The organism is Streptomyces speibonae, assembly GCF_984686075.1.
The window spans coordinates 248,498-272,780 of sequence record NZ_OZ480260.1; the positions used below are offsets into that span (position 1 = coordinate 248,498).

Sequence of the window (24,283 nt, forward strand, 5' to 3'; positions counted from 1 at the left end):
CACCGGCCGTCAATCGACGTCGCGACCGACCGCCCCACTCCCCCAGGGGCGGCACCGCGCCACTGGCATGGAGCCCTCCATGTCCTCCGACCTCCACCCCACCGTCGGCAGACAATCGCACCCCCGCGCCACACCAACGCCACGCCTCGGCGGGCGGTGGTCCCCGGCGCCCCGGGCCGGAGTGGTCCGGGCAGGGCGCCCGGGGCACCCTGCCAGCTCCCGGCAACGTGGCGGCCCGCAATGCTGCCGACCTGCTGACCGGTCCCGGCCGGGGGAACTGCCTATGGTCGCGTCTGTGTGCCGGGAATTCCGGGTGACGTCCGGTTCGTCCGTCCGGGGACTTGGTGACCCCGTGCGGACCGGTCGCACGGCGAGTACGCCGCGCCGTGCGTCTTCGCGGCACACGCCGCCCTGCTCTCCTGCCCTCCCGGATGCCCGAACCATGCCGCACCAGCCCGAATCCCGTGAGCCCTCTCCTGCGACCCAGGAGCTGATCGACGAGGTGGTCCTCCGCTTCGACGCCTACGCCCGTGCCCGGGTGGCGCGCGACAGCCTCTTCCCGACGGTGCGGGCGACCCCGCGCCAGGAGCAGCAGGCTTTCGACGCCCTTCAGGCCGCCGTCGTACGCCTGCGCGGCAGGCTCGGCTGAAACCGCACCCTGCCCGTCACCGGACGGTCCGCCGCCCGGAACCCGGCTCGTGGTCGAATACTGGGAGCAGGAGGGTCTGCGGACGGACTAGGGAGCGCACGTGAGCACACCACGGGTCGACTACCGGACGTTGTTCACCGCGACGCCCACCCCCTATTTGGTGCTGGCGCCGGATCTGGTGATCGTCGAGGTCAACGACGCGTACCTGAAGGTCACCGGGCGGACCAGGGACGAGCTCGTCGGCCGGTTTCTCTTCGAGGCCCAGCCGGGCAATCCGGCGGATCCGACCGACGACGGTGTGAGTAATCTGACCGCCTCCTTGGAGCGCGTGCTGCGCTCCAAGGAGCCGGACACGATGGCCGTGCAGAGGTACGACCTTCCCGTCGCCGGGCGGCCCGAAGTGTTCCAGGCGAGGTGGTGGTCCCCCGTGAACACACCCGTCCTGGGACACGACGGCGAGGTCCAGTGGATCATCCACCGCGTGGAGGATCTGACGGAATTCATGCAGTCCCGACCGCTGCGCGGCGAACCGGGAGCCGTGGACGGCGTCGAGGAAGGATTGGAGACGGAGCTGTTCACCCGGGCGCAGGACCTCCAGATCCTCAACGAGGAACTGCGCGGCGCCCACGCATGGGAACGCCGTACCGCGCTGGTCCTCCAGGAGGCCATGCTGCACTCGCCCGACCTCGCCGGCCACCCGGAGATCGCTCTGCGTTACATGCCCGCCACCCGGTCGCTCAACGTGTGCGGCGACTGGTACGACGTGGTCGATCTTCCGGACGAGAAGTTCACCATCGCGGTCGGTGACGTGGTGGGCCACGGCCTGGAAGCCGCCGCGGTGATGGGCATGCTCCGCAGCGCCCTGTCCGCGGCCATCCGTGCCATTCCCGAACCCGGCAAGGCCATGGACGTCCTGAGCGGCTACGCCCGCACGTTCGAGGGGGCGCTGGCAACGACGGCGGCCAAGGCCGTGGTCGACCGCCGCGACCGCAGCATCACCTACACGTGCGCCGGCCATCCCCCGCCCGTCCTGGCCCGGGCCGACGGCACTGCCGTGCTGCTCGACCAGGCCACCGACCCGCCCCTGGGGGTCCTGTCCGACCAGACGCCGCGGCCCCAGGCCACGGTGCCGTTCGCGCCGGGCGACACCCTGGTGCTGTACACCGACGGTCTCATCGAACGCCGTGGCGAGGACATCGACGCGGGGCTGCTCCGGCTCACCGAGTCGGTGGCCCACCACGCCCGGCTGAACTCCGACGACTTGGCCGACACCCTGCTCGAGCGTCTCGGTGTGTCCGACGGCGGCACCGACGACATCGCCCTGATCGTCGTCCGGCTCTGACGAGAAGCCCCCCGTCCGCCCGTCCGTAGCACCCGCGGCCGGTTGCGCGGTCACGCCTCGATAGCCGATCCCTTAGGGTCGGTTCCGACTACTGGGGATCGGTGACATGGACGGCGAAGCGGAAGATCTCCTTCTGCTGCGGCCGGACGGGCACACCGCCCGGCTGAGCACCGCCGGTCACGACGACGCCGCCGGACTCCCCCACGCACTGCGGCACTGGTACGGCCCGGCGGCCCCGTCCGACGCCGTGTTCGCGGCGCCCTTCCCCTTGTAGGCACCCGCCCCCCCGGGGATAGCACCGCGTTATCGCCAGGTGTGAGTACCGCCGTTCCACGACCCTCCGGAATCCTGAGGGCTGCCCGCTGTGAACTCGCCTGTCACGGGGACGAGTTCGGGCGGGCGCGGCCCATCGGGCCGTTCACCCCCACACCCGCACGCCCCTGCGGCGTGTCCGAGGAATCGAGGAACCTTGCGCATATCACGGCTCTTCCCCGCTCTCACCGCGGCAGCGGTGACCGTCCTCGCGCTGCTCTCCCCCACCGCCGCCGCGGCCGAGGCCCCGGCTGTTCCCGCCACCAAGGCCGTGCGGCCCATCATCGGCGGCGGGTACGCCAACAGCGGCCCGTGGGCGGCGCGGCTGTTCTCCAACGGCAGCGAGACCTGCTCGGCGACCATCATCGCCCCGACCTGGATCCTCACCGCCAAGCACTGCGTCACCGGCGGCGGTCTTTCGTTCCGTATCGGCAGCCTGGACCAGCACAGCGGCGGGACACTCGCCAACGGCGTCCAGACCTACACCCACAGCGCGGACCTGGCGCTGGTGCGTCTCGACCGGTCGGTGCCGGCGACCTACGCCACGCTCGGCCGGTCCGGCTCGGTGCGGGTCGGCCAGAGCGTGCAGGTGTACGGCTGGGGGGCCACCTCGCGGTGCGGGTCCGAGGCCACGTGCCAGTCGCGCCATCTGAAGGTCGCCAACGTCACGGTGACCGGCGGGTGCGGCGACGCGTACGGCGGTTCGGCGATCTGTGCACGGCGCGGCGACGGCATCACCGCCGGCGGTGACTCGGGCGGCCCGATGATGGCGGGCGGCGTCCAGGTCGGTGTCGCCTCCACCAGCGACCGGCAGACGACCACCGCGTACACCAATGTGACGGCGTACCGCTCCTGGATCCAGTCGGTCGCCGGCGTCTGAGCCGCGCGCTCCGGCCGATTCCGTCCCTCGGTCATCGGGCCCCGTACCACGACGGTGCGGGGCCCTTCGCCGTGCCGGAACTTGATAGGCAAGCATTCACTTGCCTATGGTGGGGGCGTGGCCGACGAACTGTACAAGGCACTGGCCGACCCCACCCGTCGCACGATCCTCGACGAGCTCACGGAGAAGTCCGGACAGACCCTGTTCGAAATTTGCTCGCGGCTCGCCATGAAGCACCGGCTCGACATCTCACGCCAGGGGGTGTCCCAGCACCTCGCGGTGCTGGAGGCCGCCGGGCTCGTGGAGACTCGACGGGAGGGCCGCTACAAGTTTCACGACCTCAATACGGCCCCGCTGCGGCAGATCACCGAGCGGTGGCTCGGCACCGAACCTTCCGGACCGGACAAGGAGAACCCATGAGGATTCACCTCACCAGCGTTTTCGTCGACGACCAGGCCGAAGCCCTGCGCTTCTACACCGAAGTTCTCGGCTTCGTGAAGAAGCACGACGTCCCGGTGGGCGAGAAGGACCGGTGGCTGACCGTGATCTCGCCCGAGGACCCCGACGGCACGGAGCTCCTGCTGGAACCGGCCGGCCATCCGGCCGTCAAGCCCTACCGTGACGCACTCGCCGCGGACGGCATCCCGCTCGCCCAGTTCGCCGTCGACGACGTCACGGCGGAGTACGAGCGGCTGCGCGGCCTCGGCGTCCGCTTCGTCCAGGAACCCATGGAGATGGGCCCGGTCACCACCGCCGTCCTTGACGACACATGCGGCAACCTCATCCAGATCGCGTCCCAGGCCGGGTAGGCGGCTGCACGGGAGCCGGCGCGGAGGGGCACCATGCGCCCCGGGGGCCATGCTGTGGCCGACCCACGAGGGAGCAGCATTGCCCGTGAGGTCCGCGCGCGGGGACGTTGGTGCTCCCGCCGGGGCCCGGGCCGGCCGTGGACGACCTCGCCTCCCTGGAAGAGGAGGAGACCGACGGGGACGGACACAACCTCGTCAAGGTCCTGATCCGGGCCCACGGCCTCAGCCGGGACGAGGTCATCGCCAGAGCGATCTCGTCGGGGAACGAGCAGGCCGAGATGATGCACCGCTGTGTGGCACGCTCCAGGAACACGGGAAACAGCGGGACGGCCTGAAGCGGCACCGACCTCGACCAATGCCCGACCGCCACCGAAGCGGTCCTCTCCTGCGCACGCGGCCGGCACGACTGGGCCCTGATCTCGCCCCGCTGCGCGGCCGGCGGAATCGAGGCCCGCGGCGAGAACCTCGAACACCCATTGCTCACGACGCCGTCGAACGCCCCGTCGCCGGGTCCTGGCCCGGCTTCCCGGGGAGTTGCCCCCTGCACGACAGGCGGTCCCGGGCGCCCCGGGGCCGTAAGATCTATTGATCTCGTGGGGGGTGGTCATGGGCAGGCAGCGTCCCGGCACACCGACGCTCGAGGAGGTGGCCGCGCTCGCCGGTGTCGGGCGGGGCACTGTCTCCCGGGTCATCAACAACGCGGCGGGCGTGAAGGATTCGACCCGCCGTGCCGTGCAGCGGGCCATCGCCGAACTGGGGTACGTCCCCAATCTGGCGGCCCGTTCGCTGGCCGGCCGGCGTGCCGACGCCGTGGCGCTGGTGATGACGGAGCCGGACTGGCGGCAGTTCGGCGAGCCGTTCTTCTCCGAGATCGTCCGGTCCGTCGGTGACGCACTCACCGACACCGAGATGCAGTTGCTGCTCACCCTCGTCCGCACGGACGCCGAGCGGCGGCGTCTCGTGGAGTACGCGCGCGGCGGCCGGGTGGACGGCGTCATGCTGATGTCCGTGCACGCCGAGGACGCACTGCCGGACATGCTCGCCGAAGTGGGGCTGCCCACCGTCCTGCTGGGCCGGCGCTCCGGCGACGAGGCGGTGACCTACGTCGACGCGGACAACACCGGCGGAGCCCGCAGTGCGGTGGCGCACCTGCTCGAGACAGGCCGTCGCTCGATCGGGACCATCACCGGGCCGCCCGACATGTACGTGGCCCAGTGCCGGCTGCGCGGCTACCGTGAGGCGCTGGAGCGCGCGGGCGTCGAGGCCAGGCCCTCCTGGACCGCGGAGGGCGACTTCTCGGCGGACAGCGGACACCGGGCGATGGCCGAACTCATCGAGCGTGCACCGGAGATCGACGGCGTGTTCGCCGCGTCGGACACCATGGCCGCGGGCGCGCTCGGCGCCCTGCGCGCGGCGGGGCGCCGGGTGCCCGAGGACGTGTCGGTGATCGGCTTCGACGACTTCCCGCTCGCCCAGCACACCGCTCCCAAGCTGACAACGGTGCGTCAGCCGCTGGAGGAGATCGGCCGCACGATGGTTCGGCTGCTCCTGGAGGAGATGGAGGCACCGGCGGTGGCCTGGCGGCACGTCATCCTCCGTACGGAACTGGTGCTCCGCGACTCGACCTGACATCCCCCACCCCCGTCGCACCCGCATCGCATCACGGTCCCGGCATGCCCCGGCACCGCAACATTTCGGGAGCGCTCCCGAAGCGCGGCACCCCTTCTTCCCCATCTCGCTGACCTGCGGTTCTCAAATCGATTCGACGCTTCCGTACCCACACCCTTGTCAGGAACATGTGAACCTTCTACAGTCCCGTTCCGAAACACCAATGGGAGCGCTCCCATCAAATGGGGAGACGGGAGCGCTCCCTCCGTCCGGCCACCCGCACCCTCTTGGAGAGGTCCCCCCAGATGCGACGGTTACGGCACCAACACCACGCCCTGCGCGGCCTGTTCGCGACGTTGCTCACCGCACTCGCCGTGGTCGCGGCGCTGGTGACCGCGACGGCGCCGGCCCAGGCCGACACCACGATCTGCGAGCGGTACGGATCGACCACCATCCAGGGCCGCTACGTCGTCCAGAACAACCGCTGGGGCACCAGCGACACCCAGTGCGTCACCGCGACGGACACCGGCTTCCGCCTCACCCAGGCCGACGGTTCCGTGCCCACCGACGGCGCGCCTAAGTCGTACCCGTCGGTCTTCAACGGCTGCCACTACACCAACTGCTCGCCGGGCACGCTGCTCCCGGCCCAGCTCAGCAACATCTCCGGCGCGCCCAGCAGCATCTCCTACCGCTTCGTCGGCGACGCCGTCTACAACGCCTCGTACGACATCTGGCTGGACCCGACGCCCCGCACCGACGGCGTGAACCGGACCGAGATCATGATCTGGTTCAACAAGGTGGGCCCGATCCAGCCGATCGGCTCCCCGGTCGGCACCGCCACCGTGGGCGGGCGCAGCTGGCAGGTGTGGTCCGGCGGCAACGGCACCAACGACGTCCTGTCGTTCGTCGCGCCGTCGGCGATCAGCGGCTGGAGCTTCGACGTCATGGACTTCGTCCGGGAGACCGTCGCGCGCGGTATGGCACGCAACGACTGGTATCTGACGAGTGTCCAGGCGGGGTTCGAGCCGTGGCAGAACGGTGCGGGGCTCGCGGTGAACTCCTTCTCCTCCACCGTCAGCCTGGGGGACGGCGGGTCCGGTGAGCCGGGTGAGCCCGGTGAGCCCGCCGCGTGCACCGTGTCGTACGAGACCAACGTCTGGCCCGGCGGCTTCACCGCCAACGTCACCGTACGCAACACCGGTTCGTCCGTCATCGACGACTGGGAGCTCGCCTTCGAGCTGCCCTCGGGCCAGCGTGTCACCAACGCCTGGAACGCCTCCGTGACGCCCTCCTCGGGCGCCGTCACGGCCCGCCCGACGGACGGCAACGCATCGATCGCGCCCGGTGCCGGCCAGAGCTTCGGTTTCCAGGGGGCCTACAGCGGCTCCTTCGCCCAGCCGGACGGCTTCCTCCTCAACGGCGCCACCTGCACCGGCGCTTAGCACACCCGGCGGGTACGCCATCGCGACTCCGGGGCCCGTTCTTCCTCCCTGCGCCGACAGGCGGGCCCCGGCTCCCGCCCCCGATCCCCCTGCCCTTCCGGTCGACACCCCCTCCGGACGGGCAGGGTTTCCACCCCTCCCGCCTCTCACCCCCTCACCAACCGACTACCGGCACAGGAGATCCCCATGGCCTTAAGGAGCAGATTCATCACCCTGGCGGCGGTTCTGGCCACCCTCCTCGGAGGACTCGGCCTGAGCTTCCTGTGGCAGAAGAACGCCGAGGCGCACGGCGTGGCGATGATGCCCGGCTCGCGCACCTACCTCTGTCAGCTGGACGCCCTCACCGGAACCGGCGGCCTCGACCCGAGCAACCCGGCGTGCCAGGACGCGCTGAACCAGAGCGGCTCCACCGCGCTGTACAACTGGTTCGCCGTGCTCGACTCCAACGCGGGCGGGCGCGGCGCCGGTTACGTTCCGGACGGCACGCTCTGCAGCGCCGGCGACCGGTCGCCGTACGACTTCTCCGCCTACAACATGGCCCGCGACGACTGGCCCCGGACCCATCTGACGTCCGGCGCGACGATCAAGGTCCAGTACAGCAACTGGGCCGCCCACCCCGGTGACTTCCGGGTCTATCTCACCAAGCCCGGCTGGTCGCCCACCTCCGAGCTGGGCTGGGACGACCTGGAGCTCATCCAGACCGTCACCGACCCGCCCCAGCAGGGTTCCGCGGGCACCAACGGCGGTCACTACTACTGGAATCTGAACCTGCCCTCCGGACGCTCCGGTGACGCGCTGATCTTCATGCAGTGGGTGCGTTCGGACAGCCAGGAGAACTTCTTCTCCTGCTCCGACGTCGTCTTCGACGGCGGCAACGGCGAGGTCACCGGCATCGGCGACTCCGGCAGCACGCCCGACCCGGACCCGACCCCCACGGACCCGGATCACGAGGGTTCCTGCATGGCCGTCTACGAGGTGGTCAACTCCTGGGACGGTGGCTTCCAGGGCTCGGTCGAGGTGATGAACCACGGCACGTCGTCGCTCAACGGCTGGGCCGTGCAGTGGAAGCCCGGTGACGGGACCCGTATCGGCAGCGCGTGGAACGGCTCATTGTCCACCGGCTCGGACGGCACGGTGACGGTCACCAACGTCGACCACAACCGGGTGATCGCGCCGGACGGCAGCGTGACGTTCGGCTTCACCGCCACCTCGTCGGGCAACAACCTCCCGGCGGGCACGATCGGCTGCGTGGCGCCGTAACCGGCCACGCCGGCACGGACCGTGCGGGCCGGGGCGTCGTCCCCGGCCCGCACGGCTGCGCATAACACCCCTCGGCCGGGCCGTCCGCCCTGGCCCGGCGCGGTTTCGGCCGCGCGGGCGGGGCGGCACAGGTCAACGGAAGATCACCTACCGGTCTCGGTGGACCCGCTCCGTGGCCTCTTCGAGACGCACCTGCAACCCTTCGTACCGCACGTTCCGGGCCGCCCCGCCGTCACAGTCACAGAAGTCGGCGACAACCGAGGGGGAACGGACGATGAAGTGGCATGGAGCACGACGGCCGGTGGGGGTGCTGCTCGCGCTCACGGCGGCGAGCGGTCTGCTGCTCAGCGGATGCAGCGGGGGCGGCGACAGCGGCACCAAGGCGACGGACACCTCGCACGACCGCGGGGGCGGTGACCGCTCCGCACCGCTGCCGGCCCCCGACCGGGGCACGGGCGGGCAGTACGGCGACGACCGGCGCGAGGGCGAGCAGGACTCCGGCGAGTTCGCGCCCGCGCCGGACTACCTGTCGACCTTCGCCCTGGACGTCGACACGGCCTCCTACGGCTACGCCCGGCGCGTGCTCTCCGAGGGCAGGCTGCCCGATCCGTCGGCCGTCCGCCCCGAGGAGTTCGTCAACAGCTTCCGGCAGGACTACCCGCGTCCCGACGGCGACGGGTTCTCGGTGACCGTGGACGGCGCCCGCACCGAGGACGGGGACTGGTCCCTGGTCCGCGTGGGCCTGGCCACCAGGGCCGCGGAGTCCGTCGACGAACGGCCGCCCGCCGCCCTCACCTTCGTCATCGACATCTCCGGCTCGATGGCCGAGCCGGGCCGTCTCGACCTGGCCCAGGAGTCCCTGGGCACGATGACGGACCAGCTCCGCGACGACGACTCGGTCGCCCTCGTCACCTTCAGCGACGAGGCGGAGACCGTGCTGCCGATGACCCGGCTCGGCGGCAACCGGGGCGAGATCCACGACGCCATCGACGGCCTGCGGCCGGCCCAGTCCACCAACCTCGGTGCCGGTGTGGAGGACGGGTACGAGACCGCCGTCGACGGGCTGCGCGAGGGCGCCACCAACCGGGTCGTGCTGGTCTCGGACGCCCTCGCCAACACCGGGGAGACCCAGGCCGACGCGATCCTGGAGCGCATCGAGACCTCCCGCCGCGAGCACGGCATCACCCTGTTCGGCGTGGGCGTCGGCAGCGACTACGGCGACGCGCTGATGGAGCGGCTCGCGGACAAGGGCGACGGGCACACGGTGTATGTGTCCGACCAGGAGGACGCCCGCGAGGTGTTCTGCGAGCAGCTCCCCCGCAACATCGAGCTGACGGCCCGTGACGCGAAGGCGCAGGTCGCCTTCGATCCGGAGACGGTCTCCGAGTTCCGCCTCGTCGGCTACGACAACCGGCGGGTCGCCGACGAGGACTTCCGTGACGACAGTGTCGACGGCGGGGAGGTCGGCCCGGGCCACACCGTGACCGCGCTGTACGCCGTGCGCACCCGCCCGGGCGCCGAGGGGCACCTCGCGACGGCGACCGTGCGCTGGCTGGACCCCGACAGCCGCACCCCGCACGAGGAGACCGGCGACGTGGAGACCGACGGGCTGGCCGGCTCCGTCTGGCGGGCACGGCGCGGTCTGACGGTGGCCGCTACGGCCGCCTACTTCGCCGACGCGCTGCGCTCCACCGACCACCGCTACAGCGCCCTGCCCGGTGCGCCGGGTCTCGGCGAGCTCTCCGAGCGGGCCGGATCCCTCGCACGCCGGACCGAGGACGAGGACGTCCGCGAGCTGGCCCGGGCGATCCGCACGGCGGACCGTCTGGACTGACCCGCCCCATTGACTGATCCTTACGCACCGGTAAGTTGACTCTCGAGTAAGTAGGCACGGCAGCACCAGCACGAGAGCCTCAGCCGCACCGGGAGCCGTCATGGGCGTACGCAAGGATCTGAAACGGGCGAAACGACGCACCGATCTGGCGCAGCGGACCGGCGTCGAAACGGTCCGCGACGAACAGGGCGTCGTCCGCGAGGTGCGGACGGCGCCCCTCGCCCCGCGGCCGGCCGCCGGCAGCATCGCCGACATCCCGTTCAGCAACGCGGCCGAGGCGCCCGGCGCGGTGGTCGTGCGCCGCGAACGGCACGGCGCCTGGCGCCCGGTCACCGCGGCGGAGTTCGCCCAGGAGGTCACCGCCGTGGCCAAGGGACTGATCGCCGCCGGTCTCGAGTCGGGCGACCGGGTCGCGGTGATGTCCCGCACCCGGTACGAGTGGTCGGTCCTGGACTTCGCCATCTGGTCCGCGGGCGGGCAGAGCGTGCCGGTCTACGCCACCTCCTCCGCGGACCAGGTGGAGTGGATCGTCCGTGACTCCGGCGCCCGGTACGCCGTCACGGAGACCGCGCAGAACACCGACACCGTCCGCGAGGGCACCGCCGGTCTCGCCGCGCCGCCGCGCCTGTGGGAACTGGACGCGGGTGCCCTCGCCGACCTCACGGCGCTCGGCATGGGCGTCGCCGACGAGGAGGTCACCAAGCGGCGTACCGCTCTGACCCCCGACGCCGTCGCGACCGTCTGCTACACCTCCGGCACCACCGGACGCCCCAAGGGCTGCGTCCTGACCCATGCCAACCTGCACGCCGAGGCCGCCAACACCGTCGAGCTGCTGCACCCGATCTTCAAGGAGGTGACGGACCAGGTCGCCTCCACCCTGCTGTTCCTCCCGCTGGCCCACATCCTCGGCCGGACCCTGCAGATCTCGTGTCTGATGGCCCGCATCGAGATCGGTCACTGCCCGAGCATCAAGCCCGACGAACTGCGGCCCAAGCTCAAGGCGTTCCGTCCCACGTTCCTGGTGGGCGTGCCCTATCTGTTCGAGAAGATCCACGACACCGGCCGGGCCACCGCCGAGAAGATCGGCCGAGGTGCCTCCTTCGAACGCGCCCACCGCGTCGCGGTCCGTTTCGGCGAGGCCCATCTCAACCGCTTCCTGGGCCGCGGCAAGGGACCCGGCCCCGGCCTGTACGCCGCGTGGGCACTGTACGACCTGCTGGTCTACCGCCGGGTCCGCAGGGAACTCGGCGGGCGCGTGCGGTACGCCATCAGCGGCGGCTCCCCGCTGGAGCGCGACCTGAGCCTCTTCTTCTACGCGGCCGGGATCATGATCTACGAGGGCTACGGGCTGACGGAGACCACGGCCGCCGCGACCATCGTCCCGCCGCTGGGCCCGCGCCCCGGCACCGTCGGACTCCCGGTGCCCGGCACCGCGGTGCGGATCGCCGACGACGGGGAGGTGTGTGTCAAGGGCGGCATCGTCTTCGGGGCGTACCGCGGCAACCGGGCCGCCACGGACGAGGTGCTCGACGACGGCTGGTTCACCACCGGCGACCTCGGCTCCCTCGACGAGGACGGCTATCTCACCATCACCGGCCGCAAGAAGGACATCATCGTCACCTCCGGCGGCAAGAACGTCTCCCCGGCCGTCCTGGAGGACCGGCTGCGCAGCCGTCCGCCCGTCGGCCAGTGCCTCGTCGTCGGCGACAACCGGCCCTTCGTGGCCGCGCTGATCACCCTCGACCCGGAGACGGTCGCCCACTGGCTGGCGGTGCGCAGGCTGCCCGCCGACACGCCGATGTCCGAGGTGGTGCGCGATGCGACGATGCGCGCCGATGTGCAGAAGGCCGTGGACTACGCCAACGAGGCCGTCTCCCGCGCGGAGTCCATCCGCGCCTTCACCCTGGTGGAGGGCGAGTTCACCGAGGAGAACGGGCTGCTGACCCCCTCGCTCAAGGTCAAGCGGCGGGCCGCGCAGGAGGCGTACGCGGCGGAGATCGCGGCGCTGTACCCGTGACGTGCCTCCCCGGCCCGGTCAGCGCAGGTCGAGGCGCATCAGGACGCGGGGGTGGCCGGCCAGGACCGAGGTCGTGTCGGCGGCATGGGTGAAACCGGCCCGCTCGAAGTTCTTCCGGAGCCCGGGGTAGGCCATCGTCTGGTCGACGCGGGCGTCGCCGTTGTCGAGGGGGTACGCCTCGACGGCCGGCGCGCCCTGGGCGCGGGCGAACTCGACCGCGCCCGCGATGAGGGCGTGCGAGATGCCCTGCTTGCGGTGACCGGGGCGCACCCGGATGCACCACAGCGACCAGACCGGCAGGTCGTCGACGTGCGGGATCTTGCGGTTGCGTGCGAAGGAGGTGTCCGCGCGGGGTGCGACGGCGGCCCATCCGGCCGGCTCGTCGCCGTCGTAGGCGAGGACGCCGATGGGCGTGCCGGAACGGATCAGTCCGGCGACGTACTCGCCCCTGGCCGGTCCGCGCAGTTCCCGGTTGAGCTTCGACGGGATCCGGTAGCTCAGGCACCAGCAGACGTTCGCTTCGGGCGACTTCGGTCCGATCACGGCGCGGACGTCCTCGAAAACGGCGGCGGGGCGGACTTCGACGGTCATACGCCCACGATGCCACGCCGCACGGGGCGCTGCCGCGCGGGTGCGGGTGTGACGGCGACGCGCGCAGGCCGCGCGCGCCCCGCGCCGGACGGCGCGGCCCGGTCGGTGAGCGGAGGGCCGGCAGGCCCCCCGTCACGATGTCCCGGTGCACGGCGAGGGCCCCTGCCCACTCACCGGGTGCCGCAGCGGGTGCGGGTGGGCGGAGTTCCCGACGACGGGCGGGCGGCAGCCCGCCATGACGGCGTACCGGCCTCGCTCGCGCACCCCGGGGCCGCCCCTCGGCCGGGACGACGGTGAAGCCGCCGCGCCGTTCGGCCTCCCACCGGAGCCTGGCGTCCCCGGCGGCCGCCCGACGGTCACCGTTGTCCGGACCGGCGGAACCCCGGCGGGGCCGCCGGCCGGCACAGAGGCTCCGGGGCGGTCGCGCCGCGCACGGGGCAGCTCAGGGCGCCGGCGTCACCCGTCGGCCCGCGGCGTCCGGTCCAGGAACTCCGCCAGGCCCGCCAGGAGGCGGTCGACGTCCTGGCCGTCGGTGTACGGGGCCGTGCCGATGCGCAGGCCGCCGGTGTCCCCGAGACCGAGGTGGCGGGACGCCTCCAGGGCGTAGAAGCTGCCGGAGGGCGCGTGGACGCCCCGGTCGGCGAGGAAGCGGTGGGCGTCCTCGGTGCGGCGGCCCTCGAGGGTGACCAGCAGGGTCGGGGTGCGCCGGGCGGCCCGGGAGCGGAGGGTGACCCCGTCGAGGGCGGCCAGGCCCTTCTCCAGCCGGTCCCGCAGCTGCTTCTCGTGCGCCTCGATCAGCTCGAACGCCCTGCCGAGCCGTGCCCGGCGGCTGCCACCCTCCTCCCCCGAAGGTCCGGCCAGTCCGGCCAGGAAGTCGACGGCCGCGCGGGTGCCCGCGAGAACCTCGTAGGGCAGCGTGCCGAGTTCGAACCGCTCGGGCACGGCGTCCGTGGAGGGCAGCAGCTTGTCCGGGCGCAGCGTCTCCAGCAGCTCCGGGCGGGCGGCCAGCACGCCGTGGTGCGGACCGAGGAACTTGTACGGGGAGCAGACGAAGAAGTCCGCGCCGAGCGCCTCGACGTCGACCGGGGCGTGCGCGGTGTAGTGCACGCCGTCGACGTACAGCAGGGCGCCGGCCTCGTGCACGATCCGTGCGATCTCGGCGATCGGCGGGATGGTGCCGATCAGGTTCGAGGCGGCGGTGACCGCGACCAGGCGGGTGCGCGCGGACAGCCGCGCGCGGATGTGGCCGACGGTGAGTTCAGCGGTGCGCGGGTCGAAGTCCGCGCGGCGGACGGTGGCGCCGGCCCGTGCGGCCGCCTGCACCCAGGGGCGGATGTTGGCGTCGTGGTCCAGGCGGGTCACGACCACCTCGTCGCCGGGTGACCAGCCGGCGGCGAGCGTGCGGGCGAAATCGTAGGTGAGCTGGGTGGCGCTGCGGCCGAGGACGATGCCCTCCGGGCGGGCGCCCAGGAGGTCCGCCATGGCGCGGCGCGCCTCGACGACGAGCGTGTCGGCGTTGCGCTCCCCGGGCAGTGCGTCGCCCCGGTTGGACAGCGGACGGGACAGCGCCGCGGCGATCGCCTCGATGACGGGCAGCGGGGTCTGGGTGCCGCCGGGACCGTCGAAGTGGGCGGTGCCGGCGGCCAGGGCGGGCACCTGGGCGCGCAGTGCGGCGAGGTCGTAGGTCACGGAAGGCCTTCTGTCGGAGCGGGCCCGGGGGCGCGGTGTGCCGGTCAGGTGGGCGAGCCCTCGGCCTCGGGTTCCCGGGGCAGGTCGGTGAGCTGCTCACGCAGATAGTTCCAGACGACCGCGATCATGGCGGCGACGGGGACGGCGAGCAGGCTGCCGACGATGCCGGCCAGGCTGCCGCCCAGGGTCACCGCCAGCAGCACGACGGCCGCGTGCAGTCCGAGACCGCGGCTCTGGATCATGGGCTGGAACACATTGCCCTCGAGTTGCTGCACCACGACGATGACGGCCAGCACGAGCAGCGCGTCCATCAGCCCGTTGGACACCAGCGCGATCAGCACCGCGACCAGTCCGGCGAACAGGGCGCCGATGATGGGCACGAACGCGGACACGAAGGTCAGCACGGCGAGCGGGAGCACCAGCGGGACGTCCAGTATCCACAGGCCCAGGCCGATCAGTACGGCGTCGATCAGTCCGACGAGGGCCTGCGACCGTACGAACGAGCCCAGGGTGAGCCAGCACCGCTCGGCCACCGCAGGGATGTCGGTGGCGAGCCGGCCGGGGAGCTGACGGCGCAGCCAGGGCAGGAAGCGCGGACCGTCCTTGAGGAAGAAGAACATCAGGAAGAGCGCCAGTACGGCGGTGACCACACCGCTGAAGATGGTGCTCACGCCGGTGACGGCGGTGGTGGCGATGGCTCCGGCGCTGTCCTGCACCCGTGCGGTCGCGGCGTCGAAGGCCTCCGCGATCTGGGCGTCGTCGATGTTCAGCGGCGGCCCGGCGGCCCACTCGCGCAGCCGCTCGACGCCTTCGACGACACCGTCGCCCAGCTCGCCGGACTCGGACGCCACGGGCACCGCGATCAGCGCCACCGTGCCCGCGGCCGCCAGCAGGAACAGCACGGTCACCAGGGACGCGGCGAGCGCCGGCGGCATGCCGCGCCGGCGCAGGAAGCGGGCCGGGGGCCAGGTGAGGGTGGTGAGGAGCAGCCCGACCACGAGGGGCCAGACCACCGACCACATCCGGCCCAGTGCCCACACGACCACCGCGGCGGCCACCGCGACCAGCAGCAGTTCGGCGGAGACGCGCGCCGAAGTGCGCAGCGCGGCACGGGTTCTTCCCGTATTCAACGTGGGAGGCATGGAGGCACTTTACGGGGCGTGCCCGCCGGGGTGATCACCCGGGACCGGGACCCGGGGCGGTCGTCGCCCGCCGGGGCCCGGATCGGCGCGCGGGTCCGCCGCCGTCCGCCGGGCCGGAAGGGCCCGGCGGACGGCGGCGGAGTGTCACCGGTGTGTCCCGCCGTGCGGGGGCGGTCAGTTGAACGGCTCGAGCGTCATGGACGCCTGCCGCGGGTTGCCGTCGTGGACGAGCGACTCGTGGTGGCCGACGTCGTCGAAGGCGAAGCCGTACGCCTTCCCGTCGGCCATGTGCGCGTGGATGATCCGCGAGTAGTGGTTGGTGACGGGCTCCTGGTAGAAGCCGGCCGCGCTGGAGTCGGGCTGGTTGGGGTTGGACAGCAGGGTCGTGCGGTGGAATCCCGCGCACAGGGTGCGCGAGATCGGGCCCCGCACCTGGTCGTTCGGCGCGTCGAGTTTGCGGTGACAGCCGAAGACCGACGAGGAGTCCGGCTTCTCGAAGCTGGTGACGACGGCGCCCGAGGTGTTGGTGAAGTGCATCATCCCGCCGGAGACCCGTCCGGAGTACTTGATGTCGGGCCGGTCCGCGAAGGGCGTGACGGTCAGGGTCGAGCCGGAGTACTTCTGCCAGACCCGGTTGATGTAGTCATCCATGATCGACGCCGGCAGGGCGCCCGTCTCCACCCCGTACAGCGGGGACAGGGCGCGCAGCACGGTCCCGTCGGACCGGGTCTGGATCAGGTTGCCCCAGCCCCCCGGCTGTGCCCGCAGGGCGTTGAAGACCCCGTTGTAGCCACCGGGCTTGAGCTTGCCGGCGGTCACCGTGCCGCCGTCGCCTCGCTGCACCGCCACCGAGTAGGGCGCGGAGAACATGTCGACCTGGGTGCTGTTGATCCACAGGCCGTCGTCGTTGAGCGTGTACTCGGACCAGTTGAACAGGATGTTCCGGTTGGGGTCGGTGGGGTTCTGCACGGCGGGCTGCACCAGTCCGCCGGTGGTCAGCTTGAACACCATCTTCTGGCCGTAGGAGAAGTAGATGCGGCCGGAGAACTTCGGGACGCGGATGGTCTTGGTCTGTCCCGCCGCCGGGCCCGCTATCGAGGCGTCGGGGGCAGGTGTCGGCGGGTTGCCGCCCGCGGGCCAGGGGTGGAACGTACCGTTCGCGTCGGCCCAGCCCTGCCGGCCGGACGACAGCTGGGTGCCGAGGTTGTAGACGTACACCTGCTCGCCGCGGCCCGAGTTGTTGGTGATCGTCAGCGGGATGGTGTCGGGGACCGCGGCCTGGGCGGGGGACGGCACTCCGGCGGCGAGCAGCGAGCCGCCGAGCACCGTGACGATGCTCAACCCCGCCGCCGTCAACCGGCGTTTGAGTGTGCGCAGCATGCTCCTTCTCCGTTCAGCTGTGGGGGGAGTCGTTTGTGCCCGGGGAGTCGATGCTGTGAGCGCTCTCGGACGCGATGCGCACTCTGAGAGCGCTCTCATAAAGAGGGTCCCGCCCTGGTATGGACCTGTCAACAGTTTGGGAGCTCAAGGTTCCGGATTCACCCGACGCGGCGCCCTCAGGCCTCGTTCGGCTGCACCACCCCGCGCGTCGAGAAGATGACGGGCGCGCCGGAGGTGAAGTCGCCCGGGGGGATGCCCGGATGGTGCTCCTCGGAACGGCTCGGCCGGTCGACCCCCGGTCCGAGCGTCAGCCGCGAGACGATGCGGTAGCGGTCACCCCGGTAGACGGAGTGCACGTACTCGACCGGGCGTCCCCCGGTGTCAGTGGTGAGACGCTCGAACAGCAGGGCGGGCGACAGCTCGGGGACGTCGAGCAGATCCGCCTCCGCGCGGGTCACCACGGTGGGCTCGATGGACTGCACCGCCTCACTGACCTGGACCCCGTGCCGGGCCCGGAAGTGCTCGTAGAGATCGCCCTGTTCCAGTTCCTCGCCGGTCAGGTCCGGCACCAGACCGGCCGGAACGTGCAGATGCTCGATGGCCATCGGCGCGCCGTCGACGAGCCGGAGGCGGGCGGCGTAACGGATGCGCGCCGCGGGCGACATCCGGAGCCTGCGGCCCACCCGGGCACCGGCCGGCAGGACGCGGGACTCCAGGATCCTGCTGGTCCACACACCGTCCGCCCGGGGCACGGTGAAGGAACTGCGTTCCGGGACCAGTTCCTGAGTGATCTTCTCGGCGGCCACGAACATGCCGCGGCCGTGCTCGCGCACCAGCAGTCCCGCGACGACGAGTTCGTCCACGGCGGCCCGCAGCGTGGGGCGCGACACGCCGAGCTGGGCGCAGAGACTGCGCTCGGAGGGGATGGCGTCGCCGGGGCGGCGGGCCTCGATGAGTTCGAGAATCGCGTCACGGACGCGTTCCCGCTTGAGCACGGCGCCTGAGGCGGCGGGATCGATCTCCATGGAGGACTCTCGTTCGTCGTCGGGTGTGAGCGGGACACCGGGCAACTGGTATGGCCTCGACCATAACTGGTCTGCCCCGGCGGGCAGGCCGGGTTGCCCCATCCCAATGCCCTTATGTGCAAGGAGGGTTGACGCACACATTGGTCTATGCCACCTTCTCCGACACCAACTGGTAAAGCTCGGCGGGCAACTGGTCAATCCGGAGGACCGGGTCGCCCCCGTGAGCTCCCCGCCGTTGCGGCACCCCCACGCACGCCGCACCGGCCGTCATCCGCGTGCCACCCCCACCGCGAAAGGATCACGGATGAACACTCGTCCCACCGGCCGCCGCACCCGCGCGGCGCTCGCACTGACCGCCCTGCTGGGCAGCGCCGCCCTGGCCGGCCTCTCCGGCCCGTCCGCCGCCGCAGCGGACGGCTCCGTCAGCGTGCAGTACCGCACCAGTGCCGCCGGCGCCACCGCCGATCAGAGCGAGCCCTGGTTCAAGGTCCGCAACACGGGCTCCTCCCCGGTGCAGCTGAGCCAGGTGAAGATCCGCTACTACTTCAAGGCCGACTCCCCCGGTGCCACATACCGCTTCGCCTGCTCCTGGGCGGTGCGGGGCTGCTCCGGCATCACCGGCACGTTCGGGACGCTCACCAACCCCACCGCGACGGCCGACCGCTACCTGGAGATCGGATTCACCCCGGCCGCCGGCTCGCTGGCCCCGGGCGCCGACACGGGGGACATGCAGCTCCGCTTCCACCGGTCCGACTGGCAGACGCTGCGGCAGAGCGACGACTACTCCTTCAGCGGCTCCCGGATCTCGTACGCCGACTGGAACAAGGTCACCGCCCTCCTCGCCGGCGCCACGGTGTGGGGCACCGCCCCCGAGGGCAACGACCCGACCGACCCCACGGATCCGACCGACCCGCCCGGCGAGGGCGGCCAGACCCTGTTCGACGACTTCGACTACACCTCGCACACCGACCCCGCGCTCGCCGCGCACGGCTGGAGCGTGCGCGGCAACTCCGGCGGCCCGGGCGTGCCCGGCGCCACCTGGGACCCGTCCAAGGTCACCTTCAGCTCCTCGGGCGGCAACTCGCTGATGAACCTGGAGAGCGCCACCGCCGGCACCGGCGCCTCCACCACCCACACCGAAGTGCTCACCCGGAGCATGAAGTTCAAGAACGGCACCTACGCCGCCCGCGTCAAGTTCTCCGACACGCCCGTGTACGGGCCCGACGGCGACCACGTCGTCCAGACCTTCTTCACCATCAACGACCTCAAGGCCCCGATGGCCGACGACTACGCCGAGTACGACTTCGAGTACCTGCCCAACGGTGGCTGGGGCGAGCCGTCCAACATCCTGTACACGACCTCCTGGGAGACCTACAACCCCGACCCCTGGCAGGCCGTCAACCAGCACAGCGAGAGCCGGCGGAGCTTCAACGGCTGGCACGATCTGGTCGTCACCATCGACAACAACGCCATCACCTACTACGTCGACGGGCAGCGCTTCGGCACCCACGACGCCGCGTATCTGCCCGAGCGCCCCATGTCGATCAACTTCAACCAGTGGCTGATCGACCTCGACGGCCAGACGTCCACCACTCCCCGGGCGTACCACCAGCAGGTCGACTACGTGCTCCACGTCAAGGACGAGGTCCTGACACCCGCACAGGTCACGGCGAAGGTCGGCGAACTCCGCGGGGCCGGCACCTCGTTCGTGGACGAGGTGCCCGCTCCCTGACCGCCCGCGCGCCGGCGCGCCACCCGATTGACCCGCCGGGGGCCTCATTCGGGCCCCCGGCCGCGTCGCCGGGTGGCACCCGGCGTCGCACGGAATTCATCCGGTCTTCTCCCAGGCCTTCCCCCCGCGGGCCCGAGACGCTCAAATATAGGCCCGCGCCCTCTCGGAGGGCCGCCGACTGACAACGTTGTCAACATCAGGGAAGGCAGGAACACCGCCGTCATGTGGACCGCCGCAGAGCCGCCCCCGCCGACGCCCCCGCCGGGCCGGCGCAGACTTCTCACCACCGCCCTGGTCCTGGGCGCGCTGGTCGCCGGGCTGACGCCCGCCGCCGGCGCGGCCGCCGACCGGGGCCACCGCGACATCGCGGCGTTCGACGCCGTCGACCCGTTCATCGGCACGCGCCTGGACACGTCCCAGAACAAGGGCAACAGCGCGTACGGCAACACCTGGCCGGGGGCCACGGTGCCGTTCGGCATGGTGCAGTCCTCCCCCACCACGTACCGCTCCTCCGACGGGGACCAGAAGGGCGGTTACGAGTACACGGCCGACAAGATCCGCGGCTTCGGCATGACCCGGCTCTCCGGGACCGGCTGCGAGGGGCGGTTCAGCGGCTTCGACTTCCCGGTGCTGCCCTACACCGGCGAGCTCACCGACGGTGCCCTGCCGGTCAGCCCGGCCGAGCGGATCACCGACTACTACGTGGGCTTCGACCACGACGACGAGAAGGCCGACCCCGGCTACTACTCCGTGGACCTGGCCAACGGCGTGGAGACGGAGCTGACCGCGACCACCCGCACCGCGGTGAGCCGCTTCGACTTCCCCTCGAAGGGCGGCTCGGCCCTGCTGTTCGACGTGGCGGGCTCCAACAACCGGGTGTTCGACAGCGAGGTGAAGGTCGACGGCGACACCGTCAGCGGCTGGGTGGAGGCCGCCTCGGTGTGCGACGAGGGGGGACGCTACCGGGCGTACTTCTCGACCACCTTCGACCGGCCGGTCAGGTCCCACGGCACCTGGCAGGGTTCCGGCGTACGTCCCGGCTCCGACGGCGCCTCCGGCGGCGACACCAAGCACGGGGCCGGCGCCTACCTCGTCTTCGACCGGGGTGCGAAGGTCACCGCGAAGACCGGTCTGAGCTATGTGAGCGTCGCGGGCGCCGCGCGCAACGCGGCCGCCGAGACCCGCGGCCGGTCCTTCGACCGGGTCCGCGCGGAGTCCGCCCGGGTGTGGCGGGACGCGCTCGGGACCCTGAAGGTGGACGGCGGCACGCGGGAGGAGCGGGTGAAGTTCCACACCGCGCTCTATCACTCGCTGCTGCACCCGAACGTCTTCGACGACGTGAGCGGCGAGTACCGGGGCTACGACGGGAAGGTCCACCGCGTCGCCAAGGGCCGCCACCACTACGTCACCTACGCGGGCTGGGACACCTACCGCAGTCAGGCCCAGCTGGTCGCGCTGCTCTTCCCCGAGGTCGGCAGCGACATCAACCAGTCGATCACGGACATGGTGCGCCAGACCGGCAGGTGGCCCAACTGGCCGCATCTCAACCAGCCGCAACAGAAGATGAGCGGCGACTCGCTGCAGTCGGTGGTCGCCTCGATCGACGCGTTCGGCAGCACGGACTACGACCGGCGCGCCGCGCTGGAGTCGATGAAGGCGACGCAGGGGCTGCCCGCCGACGCGACGCTGCGGCGGCACGCCTACCAGTACGCGACGGTCGGCTTCATCGAGAACCGCAAGGGCGACTCGGCCACGTCCAAGACGCTCGAGTACGCCGTCGACGACTTCGGCATCGCCCAGCTCGCCCGGCGCCTTGGCGACAAGAAGACGTACGACCGCTACATGGTGCGGGCGCAGAACTGGCAGAACGTGTTCGACGACGCCAGTGACCACATCCGGCCCCGCGAGCGCAACGGCTTCGACCGGTCGTTCAACCTGGGTGAGCGGGGCAACCAGTTCGAACAGGCCACCGGGTACCAGTACGGCTGGATGGTGCCGCACAACGTGGGCGCCCTGATCGAGAAGCGGGGCGGGCTCGAGGCCACCACCAAGGCGCTGGACGAGCACACCCGTGAGCTCGACGCCGGTGTCTACGACACCACCGGCGCGTATCTGAGCAACCAGCCCAGTTTCACCATGCCGTTCGTCTACAACTGGCTGCGGCAGCCGCACCGGACGGCGGACGTGCTGCGCCGTGCCGTGGACGAGATGTACGGCACCTCGCCCTCGGGGCTGCCGGGCAACGACGACCTCGGTTCGCTCAGCAGCTGGTACGTCTGGGCGGGCATCGGGCTCTTCCCGGCCGTTCCCGGCACCGCCGACCTGGTGGTGAGCGGGCCGATGTTCGACCGGGTCGTGGTGGACAGCGCCGACAGCCGGCGGAGGATCACCCTCGACGCGCCCCGCGCGGACAAGGCGCCCTATGTGAAGACGCTGAAGGTCGACGGGCGCGCCACCACTCGTTCCTGGCTCCCCGCCGAGTTCACCCGCAAGGGTGGCAGGCTGAGCTTCCGGATGGCGTCGGAGCCGGGCACCTGGGGCACCGGCGCGCGGGACGTGCCCCCGTCGCACACGGACGGCACGAACGCCCGGAACAACGTCGGCGTCACCCCGGACGGCCGGGGGAACCTCGGCTCTCTCGACCTCAGCGACAACTCCCTGTCACGGGAGCGGCTGGCGCAGGAGGGAGCGGCGCCCGGCGCGAAGCTGCGGCTGGGCGACACGGGCGTGGAATTCACCTGGCCGGACACCGGACCGGGCGAGCCCGACAACTGGATTCCGCACGGTCAGCGCATCCCCCTGGGCGGGAAGCGGGCCACCGGGATCTCCTTCCTGGGCCTGGCCACCAACGGCCCGTCGCAGGGCACCGCGGTGGTGGAGTACACCGACGGCTCCACCCAGAACGTGCCCGTGGGCCTCACCGACTGGACGCCCGGGACCGACTACCGGTTCGGCAACGAGCCGCTGGTGACGACGACGGGCCGGAACCGGGCCTCGGGCGGCGCCGACACCGTGCAGACCAAGGTCTTCGCCACGCGTCCCCAGCTGCTGGATCCGGACAAGCGGGTGGCGGCCGTCGTCCTGCCTCAGGGCACCGACCGCGGTGTCATGCACGTCTTCGACGTGGCGCTCACGACCAAGCCGGATCTGGAGGTTCCCGGTGCGGTGCCCTCGCGCATCGTGCTGACGCCGACCGAGAAGCCGGAGTCGTCCCAGGCCGTCACCTGGAGCACCGCGGCGGCCCTCACGGGCGGGGAGGCGCGCGTCCGCAAGGCGGGCACCGAGAAGTGGCGCACGGTGGCCGCCCGCGCCAACGAGGAGCTGAACACGGGCGGCGAGCTGGTGCGCACCCACTCCGCGGTGCTCGACCGGCTCTCCCCGGGCACCGAGTACGAGTACCGGGTGGGCACCGACGGCCGGTTCAGTCCCACATACCGGTTCACCACCGCCCGGCCCGCGGGCGAGGAGTTCACGTTCCTCTACTTCGGCGACGCGCAGAACGAGCTGTCGGCGAAGTGGGCGCCGGTGGTGAAGCAGGCCTACGCGCGCTATCCCGACGCCGTCGGCAGCGTCAACGCGGGCGATCTGGTCAACTCCTCGGGGAATGACAGCGAGTGGCGCGACTGGTTCGGGGCGATGGACGGCTACAGCCAGACGACCAATGTCATCGCCGCGCCCGGGAACCACGAGTACTCGGGAGACACCTTCCTCAAGAAGTGGAAGTCGACCTTCGAGTACCCGGCCAACGGCCCCCGTGCCGAGCGAGCGGGCGGTGACACCCCGGCCGAGCGGCAGCGTGCCGCCTACGAGGCGCACATGGCGAAGGCGCTCACCGAGACCGCGTACTACACCGACTACCAGGGGGTGCGGTTCATCACCCTGAACGCCAGCACGCACGACGCCCGGTCGCTGATGACGCCGGACGATCTCCCGGCGTGCAGCGAGGACTGCCCCGACCCCGAGAAGCTCTGGCTGGGCATGCAGGGGCGCTGGCTGGACCACATCCTGGAGCACAACCCGAACAAGTGGGCGGTGGCCGTGTTCCACCAGCCGGTGTTCTCCGGCGCCGAGGGGCGCGACGAGAAGCCGGTGCGTGAGGCCTGGCTTCCGGTGTTCCAGCGCAACGACATCGACCTGGTGCTGATGGGACACGACCATGTGTACGCCCGGGGGTACGTCGGCTCCGACGCCACGTCGACACCCGGCGTGACCACCGGGCCGGTGTACACGGTCGCGGTCTCGGGGCCGAAGTACTACGAGCTCGCTCCCGGGGACGACAACGTGTGGACCCGCAACGGGGCGACGCAGGTGGTCCGCGCGGGGCACACCTCCACGTTCCAGGGGATCAGGGTCACCGAGAACACGATCCGCTACGAGGCGGTCGTCGCCGCGAAGTGGGACGACCGCTCCACCACGGACAAGGAGGTGGGTGAGGTCCTGGACGCGTTCACGATCACCAAGTACGACGACGGCACGAAGTATGTGACGGAGGACGGGGTGCCGGTGCCGTCCGGCCCCTCCGCCGACTGACCAGCCCCCTCCGTCAGGCCCCCGTCCGGTTCCGGGCGGGG

At 71.5% G+C, this 24,283-nt stretch carries 19 protein-coding genes; 14 read left to right on the forward strand and 5 right to left on the reverse strand.

What is annotated here, in order from left to right:
• The first annotated feature begins 442 nt into the window (after positions 1-442).
• The 12 genes from AC5L3C_RS01050 to AC5L3C_RS01105 all read left to right on the forward strand — a co-directional run bounded on the left by AC5L3C_RS01050 (position 443) and on the right by AC5L3C_RS01105 (position 12,153).
• Positions 443-649, forward strand: coding sequence for a hypothetical protein (locus AC5L3C_RS01050; protein WP_493646341.1), 207 nt, complete (start codon positions 443-445; stop codon positions 647-649).
• A gap of 100 nt (positions 650-749) precedes the next feature.
• On the forward strand, positions 750-1,991 hold the full coding sequence (locus tag AC5L3C_RS01055) for a PP2C family protein-serine/threonine phosphatase (RefSeq protein ID WP_493646342.1): 1,242 nt from the start codon (positions 750-752) through the stop codon (positions 1,989-1,991).
• 106 nt (positions 1,992-2,097) lie between these two features.
• On the forward strand, positions 2,098-2,265 hold the full coding sequence (locus AC5L3C_RS01060) for an aromatic-ring hydroxylase C-terminal domain-containing protein (RefSeq protein ID WP_493646343.1): 168 nt from the start codon (positions 2,098-2,100) through the stop codon (positions 2,263-2,265).
• 195 nt (positions 2,266-2,460) lie between these two features.
• A complete protein-coding gene (locus tag AC5L3C_RS01065) occupies positions 2,461-3,183 on the forward strand; it encodes a S1 family peptidase (RefSeq protein ID WP_493646344.1) in 723 nt (240 codons plus the stop codon).
• Between the two features lie 117 nt (positions 3,184-3,300).
• On the forward strand, positions 3,301-3,603 hold the full coding sequence (locus AC5L3C_RS01070; RefSeq protein ID WP_493646345.1) for an ArsR/SmtB family transcription factor: 303 nt from the start codon (positions 3,301-3,303) through the stop codon (positions 3,601-3,603).
• Complete coding sequence (locus AC5L3C_RS01075) at positions 3,600-3,992, forward strand: VOC family protein (RefSeq protein ID WP_493646346.1); 393 nt, start codon at positions 3,600-3,602, stop codon at positions 3,990-3,992. Before AC5L3C_RS01070 ends, AC5L3C_RS01075 begins: the two co-directional genes overlap by 4 nt.
• A 137-nt stretch (positions 3,993-4,129) precedes the next feature.
• Positions 4,130-4,327, forward strand: a complete 198-nt coding sequence (locus AC5L3C_RS01080; protein WP_493646347.1) for a terpene synthase family protein — start codon at positions 4,130-4,132, stop codon at positions 4,325-4,327.
• A gap of 271 nt (positions 4,328-4,598) precedes the next feature.
• Positions 4,599-5,621, forward strand: a complete 1,023-nt coding sequence (locus AC5L3C_RS01085; protein ID WP_493646348.1) for a LacI family DNA-binding transcriptional regulator — start codon at positions 4,599-4,601, stop codon at positions 5,619-5,621.
• Positions 5,622-5,905: 284 nt separating this feature from the next.
• A complete protein-coding gene (locus tag AC5L3C_RS01090) occupies positions 5,906-7,042 on the forward strand; it encodes a glycoside hydrolase family 12 protein (RefSeq protein WP_493646349.1) in 1,137 nt (378 codons plus the stop codon).
• A gap of 186 nt (positions 7,043-7,228) precedes the next feature.
• Complete coding sequence (locus AC5L3C_RS01095; RefSeq protein ID WP_493646350.1) at positions 7,229-8,302, forward strand: lytic polysaccharide monooxygenase auxiliary activity family 9 protein; 1,074 nt, start codon at positions 7,229-7,231, stop codon at positions 8,300-8,302.
• A 274-nt stretch (positions 8,303-8,576) separates the two neighbouring features.
• Positions 8,577-10,136: a vWA domain-containing protein gene (locus AC5L3C_RS01100; RefSeq protein ID WP_493646351.1), complete on the forward strand. Its 1,560-nt coding sequence runs from the start codon at positions 8,577-8,579 to the stop codon at positions 10,134-10,136.
• Positions 10,137-10,236: 100 nt separating this feature from the next.
• The gene (locus AC5L3C_RS01105; protein ID WP_493646352.1) at positions 10,237-12,153 is read left to right on the forward strand and encodes an AMP-dependent synthetase/ligase; all 1,917 of its coding nucleotides are present in this window, start codon (positions 10,237-10,239) and stop codon (positions 12,151-12,153) included.
• Positions 12,154-12,171: 18 nt separating this feature from the next.
• Here the strand turns inward: AC5L3C_RS01105 and AC5L3C_RS01110 are convergent, their stop codons facing one another.
• The 5 genes from AC5L3C_RS01110 to AC5L3C_RS01130 form a co-directional block, all read right to left on the reverse strand.
• Complete coding sequence (locus AC5L3C_RS01110; protein WP_493646353.1) at positions 12,172-12,744, reverse strand: GNAT family N-acetyltransferase; 573 nt, start codon at positions 12,742-12,744, stop codon at positions 12,172-12,174.
• 456 nt (positions 12,745-13,200) lie between these two features.
• Positions 13,201-14,433 (reverse strand): cysteine desulfurase-like protein, encoded by a 1,233-nt coding sequence (locus AC5L3C_RS01115; protein ID WP_493646354.1) that lies wholly within the window; start codon positions 14,431-14,433, stop codon positions 13,201-13,203.
• Between the two features lie 44 nt (positions 14,434-14,477).
• Positions 14,478-15,575 (reverse strand): AI-2E family transporter, encoded by a 1,098-nt coding sequence (locus tag AC5L3C_RS01120; RefSeq protein WP_493646355.1) that lies wholly within the window; start codon positions 15,573-15,575, stop codon positions 14,478-14,480.
• A gap of 174 nt (positions 15,576-15,749) precedes the next feature.
• A complete protein-coding gene (locus AC5L3C_RS01125) occupies positions 15,750-16,955 on the reverse strand; it encodes a glycoside hydrolase family 64 protein (protein WP_493646356.1) in 1,206 nt (401 codons plus the stop codon).
• A 176-nt stretch (positions 16,956-17,131) separates the two neighbouring features.
• Positions 17,132-17,980: a GntR family transcriptional regulator gene (locus AC5L3C_RS01130; RefSeq protein ID WP_493646357.1), complete on the reverse strand. Its 849-nt coding sequence runs from the start codon at positions 17,978-17,980 to the stop codon at positions 17,132-17,134.
• A 304-nt stretch (positions 17,981-18,284) separates the two neighbouring features.
• Here AC5L3C_RS01130 and AC5L3C_RS01135 point away from each other — a divergent pair, with 304 nt between their 5' ends.
• Positions 18,285-19,712: a cellulose binding domain-containing protein gene (locus tag AC5L3C_RS01135; protein WP_493646358.1), complete on the forward strand. Its 1,428-nt coding sequence runs from the start codon at positions 18,285-18,287 to the stop codon at positions 19,710-19,712.
• 222 nt (positions 19,713-19,934) lie between these two features.
• Positions 19,935-24,242, forward strand: coding sequence for a GH92 family glycosyl hydrolase (locus tag AC5L3C_RS01140; RefSeq protein WP_493646359.1), 4,308 nt, complete (start codon positions 19,935-19,937; stop codon positions 24,240-24,242).
• The last annotated feature ends 41 nt before the right edge of the window (positions 24,243-24,283 follow it).

Bases quoted from the DNA above. Each gene is read 5' to 3' on its own strand.
- AC5L3C_RS01135 (WP_493646358.1), top strand. From the start codon at position 18,285: ATGAACACTCGTCCCACCGGCCGCCGCACCCGCGCGGCGCTCGCACTG.
- AC5L3C_RS01105 (WP_493646352.1), top strand. From the start codon at position 10,237: ATGGGCGTACGCAAGGATCTGAAACGGGCGAAACGACGCACCGATCTG.
- AC5L3C_RS01100 (WP_493646351.1), top strand. From the start codon at position 8,577: ATGAAGTGGCATGGAGCACGACGGCCGGTGGGGGTGCTGCTCGCGCTC.
- AC5L3C_RS01120 (WP_493646355.1), bottom strand. From the start codon at position 15,575: ATGCCTCCCACGTTGAATACGGGAAGAACCCGTGCCGCGCTGCGCACT.
- AC5L3C_RS01085 (WP_493646348.1), top strand. From the start codon at position 4,599: ATGGGCAGGCAGCGTCCCGGCACACCGACGCTCGAGGAGGTGGCCGCG.
- AC5L3C_RS01075 (WP_493646346.1), top strand. From the start codon at position 3,600: ATGAGGATTCACCTCACCAGCGTTTTCGTCGACGACCAGGCCGAAGCC.
- AC5L3C_RS01090 (WP_493646349.1), top strand. From the start codon at position 5,906: ATGCGACGGTTACGGCACCAACACCACGCCCTGCGCGGCCTGTTCGCG.
- AC5L3C_RS01060 (WP_493646343.1), top strand. From the start codon at position 2,098: ATGGACGGCGAAGCGGAAGATCTCCTTCTGCTGCGGCCGGACGGGCAC.
- AC5L3C_RS01125 (WP_493646356.1), bottom strand. From the start codon at position 16,955: ATGCTGCGCACACTCAAACGCCGGTTGACGGCGGCGGGGTTGAGCATC.
- AC5L3C_RS01095 (WP_493646350.1), top strand. From the start codon at position 7,229: ATGGCCTTAAGGAGCAGATTCATCACCCTGGCGGCGGTTCTGGCCACC.
- AC5L3C_RS01140 (WP_493646359.1), top strand. From the start codon at position 19,935: ATGTGGACCGCCGCAGAGCCGCCCCCGCCGACGCCCCCGCCGGGCCGG.
- AC5L3C_RS01050 (WP_493646341.1), top strand. From the start codon at position 443: ATGCCGCACCAGCCCGAATCCCGTGAGCCCTCTCCTGCGACCCAGGAG.
- AC5L3C_RS01110 (WP_493646353.1), bottom strand. From the start codon at position 12,744: ATGACCGTCGAAGTCCGCCCCGCCGCCGTTTTCGAGGACGTCCGCGCC.
- AC5L3C_RS01130 (WP_493646357.1), bottom strand. From the start codon at position 17,980: ATGGAGATCGATCCCGCCGCCTCAGGCGCCGTGCTCAAGCGGGAACGC.